Below are 12,844 nucleotides of genomic sequence, written 5' to 3' on the forward strand. Positions count from 1 at the left end.
CGGGAACAACGAACCGCAGGTAAGGCGATCAGAATTTGTTTGGATCGTCGGAGATCGGGACTGCCTGGACCCTCTTGAGTGGGCCGGTGATATCGATCCGGAGCGAGTCGGTCGGCTTGTCGATGGTCACAGTCAGACCACTTGTCTCAGGATCGGCATATTTTTCATCAATGAGCGAGACACTTTCCTGTCCGACCATCGCGTTGAGGATGATAGCGACTTTGTGCGTACCGGGCACGCAGCCGTCACCATTCTCGAAAGTCGTCAGTGTGAATTTTCCGGTTTGAGGGTCAATCTGACCGGTGGCGGGCCGAGTCCCTTCAGGCACCACCCGTATGAAGCCCGGCACCCCCGCTGCAAGCGGTTGACCGTCGATAAAAACCTGTCCAGACACTTTAACGAGCCTGGGTCTCCCTTTTCCGCAGCCGAGAATCAATGGGGCGAGGGCCAAAAATAATAGTGCTAATGCACCAGCGCGACCAACACGTAGACACATCCGTGGCTTCTCCTCGCAACTAGCAAACGCGGATGAACAAGGGGACTACAACCGGTGGGCGGCGTGCATCCAATCGGGGGAGTGATCGGACGGGTACACAACCACACAATATGCTCAGGCGTAAAGTAGCAGTCAAGATGTCAGACTTTTTGGTGAAAAAATAAACAACTTGCGCGTGTGTTGACAAGGTAATCAATGCTTGCCGTTTTGTGTTCCAAAGTAAAGAAAAAAGGTCGCCGGTCTTGCGACCGACGACCCGGCTCGGAGGAGGGACGTCAGCTTGGCTGCGTGTTATTGCGTGATGCCGAGCTTTTCTTCCTCTTCTTCTGCGATGATGATCCGCGGCGTGACCATCATCATGAGGCTCTGGGTTTCACGCCCGACACCCACGTTCTTGAACAGGCGGTTGATGTAGGGGATCTTGTCGAGCATGGGCACGCCGAACTCGTTACGGCCTTCGCTCAATCGTTTGATTCCACCGAGGAGGACGGTTCCACCGTCGGGGACGCTCACGGTTGTCAGCACGTAGAAGGAGGCAACGGTCGGCAACTGAACGGTGGTGCCGGAGCGGGTGGTGCTTCGCGAATTGGCGTTCTTCGTATTGTCGTTCGGTGTCTGCTGATTTCCTTCAGCCGACGTGCTTTCCGTGGTGGTTTCGGACCCTGTGAACGTGAACTCGTTCACGTCCTTGATCCGTGCAAAGTAGGGGATGATCGTCATCCGCACGAACCGCCGGTCCTGTGAGACCACAGGTTGCACCGTGAGGAACGTCCCTTCATGAACCATGGTGACCACGGGTTGCTGAGCGGCCGCGAAGTCTCCGACCACCGGGATCACGCTGATCACGAAGGGGCTGGTGGACTGGTCGGCCACGATGCCGTACTGCCCGTTGAAGAGCGTCACCTTGGGGGCTTGCAGCACGTTGGACCGCCGGTCACCCTGTGCAGCCTCGATGAAGAAGAAGGCCTCGATATCACTCAGGATCGCGAATCCGAGCTGGGCACCCGCGGTCGGGTCATAGCCGCCAAATTGAGGAACTGCGAGGCTGAAGCTCCCCTGGCGGAACGGGATGTCGAGGTCCGCGCTGAACACGTTGGGCGCTGACAGACCCACCGTTACACCCTTGCCGCTGTCGCGGTCACGCAGATCGCGGATGTCAAGCTGTTCTTCGGCGTCGCCAGTGGGATCACCCTGCTGTACGATCTGCCCAAAGCGAACACCGCGACGGCCGTCGATCTTGTCGTCGATGTCGAAATCGAAGTCCACGCCGATCCGTTCGAAGAAGTTATCATTGAGGGTGATGAATCGAACTTCCACCGTGACCTGAAGGTCCTGCATGCGGCGGAGTTGCTCCAGCAGATCGGAGATCTGCTCATGAACCTCCTGGGTTTGGCTGATGACCAGGCTCAGGTTCGTGGGGAAGGGAGAAATTGAACCGGGGCCGCCGACCGTGTCCCACGTATCGGGAGCGACCGTGGTTTCGATGAGGTCGATGAGGCTTTGGAAGTCGGCGAGAGCAGCACCACCCATTCCCCCAGGGCCGGTTGTGATCGGGGCATTTGTCCCGCCGGGAGAGGCGTGTGCTGCGGCCGTGGACATCTGGGCGAGAATCGAGGGGTTGACACCGGCCGTCGCTTTGGAGCCGTCGCGGGTCGCAACCACGGCAACGGGTGCTAGCGGTGAGCCCGTCTGATTGACCCCCAGTTGGGCCAGAGCCGTGCTGTAGGAATCTGCAAGTGTCTTTACCTCGCCCCTGAAATTGGGGATGGGAGAGACCAGGTCGGCGACGTTGTACACGACTGGATACACGGTGCCTCGGCGGTACTGCTCGCTTGTGATCTTGAGGACATCGTCCTTGATCACGTAGGACAGATGGAGCGGCTCAAGCACAAGGTTCAGGGCACTCTTGAGCGAGATTTCTTGCGTCAGGCTGATCGTCACCGGCGTGTCCGTGGTGACGCCTTCCGAGGCCAGACCGGCTGGATCCACGTGGATGTTGACGTCCACCAGCTTCGCGAGGTAATCCAGCACCCGACCGAGAGGTGCGTTCTCGAACTGCAGCATAACAAGTGTGTTGAGCTTCTGTTCGATTTCCAGCTCCCGGGCGGAGCGCTGACGACCGGCCTCGGCAAGCTTGGAGCGGCGCTTCGTCAGGTCGGCCCAGGACTTGGCGTCTGGCATCACGTAGGGATTGGAGTCATCGAAAGGTATCGACGCCTTGTCCACCGATGCCAGTTGGGCCAGGAATCCCTGCTCCTTCTGATCCCGAATGGCCATGCTCTCGCTGTACTGGCGGATAAACCGGGCGTTGAGTACGAGTTGCTTGGTCACCGGATTGTCGGGATCCAATTCCGCCGCTTTCTTGGCCACGACCTCGGCCTCAGCAAACCGCTGCTCGCGCATGAGTTGGTTGTATTGCTCTACGAGTTCGGCGAGCTTACTCTGACGATCGAGGTTGGATTGCTGCTCCGCGGCAATTTTCTGGGTAACCTCTTGGTTTTTCTTCTCACGCTCGATGCGTGGACGATTTTGTTCCAGGTAATACTGGAAGTCTGCGATCTGACGATCGAGTCTCCGCAGAAGCTGATCCCGGGTGTTGAGATCCAGTGTCGCGTTATCTACAGTCTTGCGAGCTTCCTGCAGGATTTGCAGAGCCTTTTCGGGATCCTTTTCCCGCAGGCTCAGCGCTTGCGACTCCTTGAGGGAAATATCTGCCACAAGCTGCCGGGTGGCAAGCTGCTGCTGCGTCATCGCATCCGGTGCGGCCAGGCCAGGATTGGTCGCAGCCTGGGTGACGGCGCGGGCGGCCTCCTGCTGGAGCACGTCCTGGACCCGCTGGACCGTGACAGGATCCATTTCGTTGAAGTACGCTGTGGACTGGCGGAAGTACTCCATCGCGGTGGCATGGTCACCGCGTCGCAGCGCCTCTTCCGCCTGCCGCACGAGCGCCATCCCACGACTTTCACCGGCAGGAGGAGCGGTCGTTTCCGGACTAAACGGGCTGCCCGGTGTGGCCGGTGCCTGCTGGTAAACGCCTGCTGGGATGTTGCGGGTCATGTCACGAGTCGGATCGTAAACCGCAGCCGCTGCCACATTCCCATTGTAGGCACCCGCGGCAGGAACCACGGCTTGCGCGCCGACCGGCTGCACACCGAGACGCTGTTTCATCTGCTGGATATCAGCGAGGAGACGTCCCGGAGAGTCTTCCTGTGGGCTGAAGGCACCTTCCGACACGCGGAGCATCGCCGCCTGGTTGGCCAGCGTTTCCGCCGTGCTCAAATCGCCGGCGGCCAGTGCTGCTCGAGCCTGCGCCAGAATCTGCAGCACCCGCTGCTTTTGTGCGGCCAGATCGCTCCCCTGGGCACGCCGCGTGCGCTCGGCAGAAATCCGCTGGAGAAGCGTCTCCGGCTTCATCTCGAACGGACTGAAGGTGATTCCCTGTTGAGCGGCCAATTGGGCAAGCCGTTCTGCTTCGTCCAGGTCACCCCACCGCAGCAGTCCGTCCGCCTCTTCCAACAGGAGTTTTGCATACAAGCGACGCCAGCCTTCAGTTTGCGACCGCTCGGCTTTTTGGGCCATCAGGTTTTCATGGGTCTGAATAAGTGCCTCGACCCGCTCGGGTGAGTCCTCAAACCGCCCGTAGGTAAGTCCGAGGGATCGCACCTGGTCAAGGTACCGTCGCGCTGTCTTGACATCCCCCAAAGCAAGTGCCCGTCTCGCCTCCAGCAGCCATTGATCACTCTGCATCTGGGCGGGTGACTTGCCTGACGTGTTGGCGGGAGGAGCAACCTGCGTGATTTGACCCACCGGGGGCAGGGGGTTGACCGACGGTGGAGTACTGGACGCGCCGACGGAGACCTGGCCGCCCATTTTTCGGATGTCCTCCGCCAGTTTGGTAGGTGAATCCTCTTCCGGACCGAAAGTTGCCGGAAGGGCAGCGGCCATCTGGCACCATTGCGCCGCTTCCGTCAGATTCCCACGGATCAAGGCCATCCGACCGTTGCGGACGTATGTCTTGGCCTGGGTCTTCGGATCCGGGGTGGACTCGGTGAGGTTCCGTGCACCAAAGGGATCCTGCACCTGACCGGCGGTGGTCCCCCGGCTTCCCCGGGCGTTTTCCAGAGCCCGGCGGACCTTTTCCGGGGTATCGCCCAGATACAACGGCGGATACTTCACTCCCAGACTCTCCGCTTGCTGGAGGAGTTGTTCGGCGCCGTCGTAATTTCTCTCGGCAATCGCCTGTCGCGCCCGAGCCAGTAAGTCGTCACACTGGCGGCGGAGCACTTCCGGACTGGATGAAGTGCCCACCCCAGGCGATTGCGTGGGGTTTTGGCCCCAGAGTTGCCCGTTCACCATCATGAACGCCAGGCAGATCGCTGCCACTCCGCGGAAGAACACAGTCGGTGCGTTCAAGCCAGTACTCCTTTCGAGATCACCCAGACTCCGTTCGGTACCTCGTGTTGTGTCCATCGGACCGCTATCGCTCCGTTTGATGAGAATCCGCACCGGCATACGGGATCGCCTCCATGCGATGCCACACACGCCGCAAATCCTCGCCTGCTCCGCCCTGCGGGAGTCCTCACCATCGGCGAGGAATGCCTGATTTCCGTATTGTTGTGAGTCGTTGTAGCGCGGGATAAATACAGATGCTACGTTACTGGGTCAAGAGTGATTGTTCGCAATTCTTACTTCCTGCGGCTCCCCGACACTCCATTTCCGCGACCTTGTGCGAGTGGCCGTCGTCCATGATCGTTGGACACGCGAATCATCGCAGCCGCTTCAACACGCTTCGGGCCTCTCCTGCGACCACGGATGAGCCGGACCCAAAGGCGAGGCGAAAAATAGCCAAGGTTTCATAATGGGTCAACACCAAAAATTCGAAGAGCTGGCAACAAGTCAGCGGTTCCATCCTCGTCTTGAAAAGTTGCGCTCCGGGACAAGCCATTTGGCCCAGTCTGACGTGGCAAAGCGAACTTGTACGGGCGAATCTCTGCTAGGCGGGCAAAACAGGCCGCTTTCTTGCAGCCTAACCGAACTCGACAAGCAGCAATTGGATCACGAAATCGCAGAACATCCAGCCTGGGCCGTGCGCCTGTCATCAGCACCGACCGCCGAAGATGTGGTAAAATCACCGCTCAAACCAGTTGCGGAACATATGAATTGTGGCGGCTCTTCCCATCCGGGCTATGGAGGTGGTCAGGGGGATTTCCTTCGGACACACTTTAACGCAATTTTGGGCGTTCCCACAGACCTGAATGCCGCCTTCGGAAATGAGGGCGTCAAGGCGGTCGCGACTGTTCATTTTGCCCACGGGGTGGCTGTTGAAAAGATCGATCTGCGCGATGGCGGCTGCTCCCATGAAATGTCGGTTGGTAATCTCGGCCTCACGCCGGCGATAATCGTCTTCTGATTCTCCAGGCAGCCGCTTGACCTCGATTTTCAAGTACTGCGGGCATGCTTCCATGCAGCAACCACAGCTCATGCATTTGCTGAGCACGTAGGCGATCTCCTGCATTTCCTGGGATTGCCGCAATGGGGGACCCAGGTCCAGATAGCTGTCCACAGGAATCCACGCTTTGATCTTTTTGAGCGTGGCGAAAATGCGGGTCCGGTCCACCACTAAATCGCGGATGACCGGAAACTTGGTCATCGGCTCCAGCCGTATGCCCGCCGGCCGATCTGCCAGGAGTTTATCCACCAACGCGGTGCACGCCTGCCGCACACGCCCGTTAATCACCATCGTACATGCCCCGCAAACTTCCTCCAGACAGTTGCACTCCCAGGCCACCGGGGGAACGGGTTTTCCTTCAGCGTTGACACCGAGTTGTGCGATCTTTTGAAGAACGCTGATGACGTTCATGTCCGATTCATAGGGAACACGAAAGCGCTCCCAATAGCTCGGTCGCCCGGGGCCATCTTGTCGCTTGACTTCTACGAGAAACTCACGTACTGGACTGGACGGTGTATGAGCAGCGGCCATAGGTCACTCTCGTGTGTTTGCCTTGACTACCTCGCCAGATGCCTCATCGATTACCAATCGTTGCCTCTCGATCACTATCCGGTATGACGATCCCAATCGTCCAATTCCAGCCCGGCAATCAATCCGATCTTCCCAGCAAATTAACCACGCGCTTTTGAAAACCGTCACACTCTGACCGCCTGTTGCTTGGCCCGGGTTCGCTCTTTCCAAACCTCTTCAATCACCTCTCCGCCTACCACGCCATACAAGCGCGGTCGTGGGGGAATGAGCGACGTATCAACCTCTTCGTACGAAATCTCTGGATCACCGTTCGGGCCGCAGACAGCAATGGTTGATTTCAACCACCGGCGATTGTTCTCCTCAAACCGATCACACCACTCTTCGGCTTGTCTTCGACGTTCTGCTGGATCAGTCGCGGTGATGGAAGGGAGCTGGAACTCCGGCTTGAAATGGGCACCTCGGCATTCGTCCCGCAGCCGCGCGCCTTTCAGAATCGCCTTGGCCAGAGGGAACATATCCATAAGCGCTCGCACAAAGACAACATTTTGATTGGTCCATAGCCCACGATCGGCGATCCCACACCGAGCGGCACGCTCCTGAAGCTCACACACCTGAGCGTACGCTCGATCAAGTTCGTCGTTGTGGCGCACAACGGTGGCTGCCCTCGTCATTACTTTTCCCAATTCCTGATGGAGGGCGTACGGATTTTCCCCATCTGCAGGGCGTGAGAGAAGCGATTCGAATCGCTGTCGATGTTCACGCTCGGCCAGTTCCAGCAACCGACTGGAGATTTTGCGCTGCCCATTCTGATGGAGGATCTCAATGTACGAAACAATGCTTGGCGCGACGATCAAACCGCTGAAGATACAGGAGAGCAGGGAATTTGCGCCCAGTCGGTTGGCGCCGTGATACTGGTAGTCGCACTCACCAACGGCGAACACGCCCTGCAAAGATGTGTGATGATTGCGCGGAGAGCCAATCCGTAACCCGCCTGCCTCCGTGCGTTCATAATCCACCCACAACCCACCCATCGAATAATGCACAGCCGGAAAGATTTTCATGGGCACAACACGAGGATCGACCCCCTGAAACTTCTGGTAAATCTCCAGAATACCGCCCAGCTTCCGGTCGAGGACCTCCCGCGGTAGGTGCGTGAGATCGAGGTATACGCAGAGCCGATCCTTCTCAACGCTCAGTCCCTCTTCGGTACAGACCTTGAAAATCTCACGCGTGGCAATATCTCTTGGCACCAGGTTCCCGTATTTTGGATATCGCTCTTCGAGGAAGTAATACCGTTCGTGCTCAGGGATCTCCTGTGGCGGTCGGGGGTCTTGGGGACGGCGAGGAACCCAGATCCGGCCTCCTTCCCCGCGGGCGGACTCGCTCATGAGCCGAAGTTTATCAGCCCCCGGAATTGCAGTCGGATGCACTTGGATAAACTCTGGGTTGCCATACTTGGCGCCGGCCTGGTAAGTACGACTCGCGGCACTCCCATTGCAAGCCATAGACATCGTCGATCGCCCAAAGATGACCCCGCATCCTCCGGAGGCAATAACCACCGCGTCCGCCGGCAGGGCGCGGATTTCCATGCTGACCAGGTCCTGAACTACGCATCCGCGGCAGATACCATTTTCGTCCAGTATGGGACCCAAATAGTCCCAGAATTCATACTTGCGGACTTTCCCGGCGACCTCCCAGCGCCGTACCTGCTCATCCAGGGCATAGAGAAGCTGCTGGCCTGTTGTGGCTCCCGCGAATGCCGTACGAGGGTACAGGGTGCCCCCGAATCGCCGCTGATCACGAAATCCTTCCGGGGTGCGATTAAACGTGACCCCCAGCCGATCCATCAGGTCGATGATTCGGGGGGCCCATTCGGTCATCTCTTTGACCGGTGGTTGATGTTGCAGGAAATCCCCCCCATACACTGTGTCGTCGAAATGCTTCCATTCACTGTCGCCCAACTGCCGGGTAAGATGGTTCACGCTGTTGATCCCACCCTGCGCACACACACTGTGAGAGCGTTTGACGGGCGTCAAACTCACGAGATCAACGCGGACGCCCAGTTCGGCAAGTTTCATCGTCGCGGATAGACCTGCCAAACCACCGCCCACAACGACAACGTGCATCTCATCCATCGTTCTCACCCAAAAGTGTCACGGCATTGAAATTAATTTGGAATGGCGATGCCGTACCGAGCCGCACCCGTGTGACAACCCGCATACCGCCACCTGTGCGAAGTGCACCCTTAGTTAGACCATTTCTACCTTCACTCCAGCCCTCTCCGCTCGCTCTGCTCTGGACTGCGTGGGCGTGTCTTTAACCTCCGAGCGAACCCCATCCGTCTTTCGCTACTCTGCCGGGACGCCTGGCATGGGAAGCGGAACCAACACTCGATTTGCGGTTTGGGGCGACTCCTTGGCTGTCGCCATCCCATACAGCGCAGTGACTGCGATACCTCCCAAAAACAGACCGACGATCAGGCAAAAGATGGAAGCCGCCCGCTGCGCGCGGGGGCTAATCCAGATCCCCCATGTTATTCCGAACGTCCAAATTCCATTGACAAAATGATAGACACAGGAAAGCACACCCACGGCGTATAGAACTTCAATAATGGGCGAAGCCTGGATTGCTTTGGCCGCTGTAATCACATTGGCAGGATCGAACTGTTTTCCCCCCAAGGGTTTGGCCACATTTTCCACCCACCAGTCGAACTTAAACCAACCATGCATGTGAAAGACATGCCAGAAAATGAAAAAGAATGCGATCACGCCCGTCCAACGTTGAAGTGTGTAGCGAAAATTCTCCAAATAGGGATACTGGCGGAGGTTCCGCTTCCCTCGTGAGACGATCATCATGCCGATCACCGCGTGGAAAATGATCGGCAGGAATATGAATGGCCATTCCAGGAGCATGATCGTGGTGGGTCCCAGGCTATGAATGAGACCCACTCGATACTGAAAGATTTCCACGCCGTCTGCTATTGACGCATTTGTGGCCAGATGGAAGATAAGAAACCCACCCACCGGAACCAATCCGGTGAATGAGTGAAGCCGCCGAATGGCGAACTCATGCTTTCCCATGAAAGATGCGAGATCGAACCATGCCACGGCCGCTTACCTCATATCACTCAAAAGTGGGGAACAATAGGCCACCCGAGCAGTATTAACCGGGAGACGCTGTGTCACTTATGCCAGACGATATAGGTGGATTGCAATCATTACCAGTATATGGCGAACGACCCCTGCTGAGCAATGAGACGACCACGGGCACAACCCTGGTCCCCGGATGCTGCCAAACTGACAGGGGACAAATTTTCCACGGATTGCCTGCACGCCATATCGCACAGCATGGAAATCCTACATTGGGATGGGTTTTCTCCGGTCTCCCGGCCGACCCATGTCGGTTTTGGACGCCATTCCATCCACTGTCAGATTGCGTTCTGGGTTGGCACGCTAGTTGCACGCCTAGATAGGACGTGAGGGAAAAACTGGGAGTGTAGCGGCCATGCGAATCTACCACCCCTGGCTTCTCGTCGCCGATGACGACCCGATTTTCCGCGAGACCGTCCAGCAGGTGCTAGAGGCGGAGGGATATCGCACTCTTCTCGCGTCCACTGGAGAGGAAGCCGTGGCCCTGGCCCGACAGCGGGATGTCCATGTTCTCCTTCTGGACTTTCACATGCCGCGGCTCACCGGCCTGGAAGCATTTCGCCTTGTCCGTCAGGTCAAGCACAACGTCCCGTGCATTCTCATGTCGGGGGCCATCGACCCCGAGACTATTGAACAGGCACGACGAGAGGCCGTATTTGAGATCCTCACCAAGCCGTTTTCCGCCCGCCAGCTTTCCACCGTTGTCCGAAACGCGCTTACCCAAAAATACGGGTTTTGAAATCTGAATTGACCCGACTTTCTTCTCAGCCACGCACCCGGGGCTCTCCTGTGACTGGCATGCCGGATCTTCTCGTGGGCTCTCTCCCCATTTAGAATCCGTATAACCCTCCGGCCCGTGAATTCAGGGGCCCGGTGCCCAGTCTCGACGAGTGGAAACCCGTCTTCCGGAACAGATGACAGACCGTTGGCTACTAGTCCCTCCGGGAATTAAACTGGGTTGTTTGGCGTGGGGACAGGCGTTTGAAAAGCGGACTTGCCCTGGGAGGTGACATCAATTTCTAGCGCCGGGATATCGGTAAGAGTGCGTGATTCAACGCGAGCAGTTCAAGAGGGCAATGTGGGCAGCCAACGATTTGGCGGACGGCAATTCAGGTTACAGGAATGTCGCGTGGAACCGCGGGAACCGGAATCACGGGTGCGCAACCCACGGGAACGGAGTATGCGCGGATCGCCGCCTCAAGCGTCAACTCGGCCGTCAAACATCGGCCAGATGGGGGAGCAGCCATGGGAACCGGCTGCTTCCGGCCATTCTCCGACGGCGTGCCTGAGGTTTTTTGGCCCAGTGGACTCAAACAGGCTGGCAAAGGCTTCCTGAAGCTTGAGATCGCCGGAAAAGGTCGCGCCTTTTAACATGATTTCGCCGAAATACTGAAAACAGGGACAGAAAATTGACACGCAAGCCCTTTGCAGGACCGATCTCGTACGATGCCCATTCGGCCGAAAGAGCCCGATATCTTCCCGGAAAACCTGCTCGACGAAAGTGTTTCATTGGCCCGAGAAGGCCGATGGTGGGCACTTTACACGAAGGCACGCCAGGAGAAAATCCTGATGCAACGCCTTCGCGAACTGCGAATTTCCCACTACTGCCCACTGGTACCTAAGCGTACCAAGACGCCTAAAGGTCGCATATTCACCTCGTATATTCCCCTCTTCTCGGGTTATGTGTTTCTCTGCGGACAAGACGAGGATCGTTATCGGGCTGTCACAACGAACTGCGTGTCAAGGTGCATTGAAGTACCCGACAGGGAGACGTTGGTGAGCGAGCTCCGTTCCATCCAACGGGTGATCGCTTCGGGGCTGCCAATTCTGCCGGAGTCCCGAATCACAGCAGGAACCCGCGTGCGAATTCGGTCAGGTCCCCTCGCGGGCATCGAAGGCGTCGTCATTTCACGCCACGGCGAGGAAAGATTTATCGTGATGGTTTCCTTCATCCAGCAGGGAGCGTCCCTCTTAGCCGACCTGGTCGAATTGGAACCAATCGCCGAAGGATGCTGACGGCCACGGCCTTCTCTTCCGTTGACATTGTTCTAAGCAGATTTGCGTAGAAACTTTAGCTTGGCCACGATGCGGGTACCCGAATGACTCTTCTGCCATTCACGCCCCTCGGCTCAAACGCTTCATGCTCCGACCGACCGGGTAGTGGGAAAAAAGGATGACTTGTCCGAAATGGTTGACTTGGCTGAGTCCACCATTTAAAGTGGTTAAGCGATAAGTGAAGGGTTTACCGAACGGAACGTTGGGGCAGATGGACTTGATGCTTTTTGATCCAGGCCGGTCAATTCTAGGCAGCAGGGAGTTCTGCAGCGATGAGCGTCTTGCCCCGGCGTGTCACTTCGTTTCCCAATCCCGGGCTTTTTGCTGACGCCGATTGCAGTTCGCTATCAGAAGCCCCAACCCGTCCGGAAGTCCCCGTTGTTCGCCCGTCTGCCTACTTTAGGTGGCAACCCGGCATGGCGTGGTTCCTCGCACTGGGTATTGCGCCAATTGTGTTACCAGTCACAGGGCTCCTCGTTCTGCTTGTCCGCTTAACGAGCCGCGGTCCTGGTCTGTACCGGCAATTGCGGGTAGGAAAAAATGGCAAGGTCTTCTGGATCTATAAAATCCGAACCATGTACTGCGACGCTGAAAAGGAAACCGGGCCGGTCTGGACGGCGGAAAACGATCCGCGGGTTACCCCTGTCGGCCGAGTCCTCCGGCGATTTCATCTGGACGAATTGCCTCAACTCTTTAATGTGCTCAAAGGAGAAATGACGCTCGTCGGGCCGCGACCGGAAAGACCAGAATTTGCCCAGGTGCTCGCCAGAGCGGTTCCAGGGTACTTGCAGCGGTGTGCTGTTCTTCCGGGCATCACTGGGTTGGCCCAAATCAATTTGCCCCCGGACTCTGATCTGGACTCCGTTCGCCGGAAACTGGTGCTGGATCTGGAATACATCGAGCGGGGAAATATCTGGCTGGATGCGCGGATCCTGCTCTGCACCGCGCTGAAACTGGTGGGCCTGCCGGGGTTGAAAATTGCCCGATGGCTTCGGTTGACCCGCACCGTCCGCATTCCTGATTGGATGCGAACTGAGGCGACACATGTGGCGAATCTCCCGAAGACCTACACTGATGCAGTGTCCCACTCGGTTTCCAAGCCGCACAACGGACATCGCCATGCATTTACCAGCCAATGGACACCAGTCCGAAAACCTCGTTAGT

9 protein-coding genes are annotated in these 12,844 nt (G+C 57.5%); 4 read left to right on the top strand and 5 right to left on the bottom strand.

Annotated elements, in window-relative coordinates; translation table 11 throughout:
- Positions 1–28: 28 nt before the first annotated feature.
- The 5 genes from THTE_RS15250 to THTE_RS15270 form a co-directional block, all read right to left on the bottom strand.
- Positions 29–496, bottom strand: a complete 468-nt coding sequence (locus THTE_RS15250) for a hypothetical protein (RefSeq protein ID WP_157732148.1) — start codon at positions 494–496, stop codon at positions 29–31.
- A 291-nt stretch (positions 497–787) separates the two neighbouring features.
- The gene (locus tag THTE_RS15255) at positions 788–5,008 is read right to left on the bottom strand and encodes a hypothetical protein (protein ID WP_095416244.1); all 4,221 of its coding nucleotides are present in this window, start codon (positions 5,006–5,008) and stop codon (positions 788–790) included.
- Between the two features lie 616 nt (positions 5,009–5,624).
- Positions 5,625–6,476 (bottom strand): succinate dehydrogenase iron-sulfur subunit, encoded by an 852-nt coding sequence (gene sdhB, locus THTE_RS15260; RefSeq protein WP_095416245.1) that lies wholly within the window; start codon positions 6,474–6,476, stop codon positions 5,625–5,627.
- A gap of 164 nt (positions 6,477–6,640) precedes the next feature.
- Positions 6,641–8,611: a succinate dehydrogenase flavoprotein subunit gene (gene sdhA, locus THTE_RS15265; RefSeq protein ID WP_095416246.1), complete on the bottom strand. Its 1,971-nt coding sequence runs from the start codon at positions 8,609–8,611 to the stop codon at positions 6,641–6,643.
- Between the two features lie 213 nt (positions 8,612–8,824).
- Positions 8,825–9,583 carry a succinate dehydrogenase cytochrome b558 subunit gene (locus THTE_RS15270; protein ID WP_095416247.1) on the bottom strand — a complete coding sequence of 253 codons (759 nt, stop codon included), beginning with the start codon at positions 9,581–9,583 and terminating at the stop codon, positions 8,825–8,827.
- A 397-nt stretch (positions 9,584–9,980) separates the two neighbouring features.
- Between THTE_RS15270 and THTE_RS15275 the strand changes: the two genes are divergently transcribed.
- The 4 genes from THTE_RS15275 (at position 9,981) to THTE_RS15290 (ending at position 12,843) form a co-directional block, all read left to right on the top strand.
- Positions 9,981–10,364 carry a response regulator gene (locus THTE_RS15275; protein WP_095416248.1) on the top strand — a complete coding sequence of 128 codons (384 nt, stop codon included), beginning with the start codon at positions 9,981–9,983 and terminating at the stop codon, positions 10,362–10,364.
- 383 nt (positions 10,365–10,747) lie between these two features.
- A complete protein-coding gene (locus tag THTE_RS15280) occupies positions 10,748–10,996 on the top strand; it encodes a hypothetical protein (protein WP_095416249.1) in 249 nt (82 codons plus the stop codon).
- Between the two features lie 75 nt (positions 10,997–11,071).
- Complete coding sequence (nusG, locus tag THTE_RS15285) at positions 11,072–11,641, top strand: transcription termination/antitermination protein NusG (protein WP_095416250.1); 570 nt, start codon at positions 11,072–11,074, stop codon at positions 11,639–11,641.
- Between the two features lie 455 nt (positions 11,642–12,096).
- Entirely contained in the window at positions 12,097–12,843 is a 747-nt protein-coding gene (locus THTE_RS15290) for a sugar transferase (protein ID WP_237260158.1), read from the top strand.
- Position 12,844 lies beyond the last annotated feature (1 nt).

It is taken from the genome of Thermogutta terrifontis (genome assembly GCF_002277955.1).
GTDB lineage: Bacteria > Planctomycetota > Planctomycetia > Pirellulales > Thermoguttaceae > Thermogutta > Thermogutta terrifontis.

What these genes read in the sequence shown, in the direction of transcription:
- sdhB (WP_095416245.1), bottom strand. Translation starts at nt 6,476, where the DNA reads ATGGCCGCTGCTCATACACCGTCCAGTCCAGTACGTGAGTTTCTCGTA.
- THTE_RS15280 (WP_095416249.1), top strand. Translation starts at nt 10,748, where the DNA reads ATGTCGCGTGGAACCGCGGGAACCGGAATCACGGGTGCGCAACCCACG.
- THTE_RS15250 (WP_157732148.1), bottom strand. Translation starts at nt 496, where the DNA reads ATGTGTCTACGTGTTGGTCGCGCTGGTGCATTAGCACTATTATTTTTG.
- sdhA (WP_095416246.1), bottom strand. Translation starts at nt 8,611, where the DNA reads ATGGATGAGATGCACGTTGTCGTTGTGGGCGGTGGTTTGGCAGGTCTA.
- THTE_RS15290 (WP_237260158.1), top strand. Translation starts at nt 12,097, where the DNA reads ATGGCGTGGTTCCTCGCACTGGGTATTGCGCCAATTGTGTTACCAGTC.
- THTE_RS15255 (WP_095416244.1), bottom strand. Translation starts at nt 5,008, where the DNA reads ATGCCGGTGCGGATTCTCATCAAACGGAGCGATAGCGGTCCGATGGAC.
- THTE_RS15275 (WP_095416248.1), top strand. Translation starts at nt 9,981, where the DNA reads ATGCGAATCTACCACCCCTGGCTTCTCGTCGCCGATGACGACCCGATT.
- nusG (WP_095416250.1), top strand. Translation starts at nt 11,072, where the DNA reads ATGCCCATTCGGCCGAAAGAGCCCGATATCTTCCCGGAAAACCTGCTC.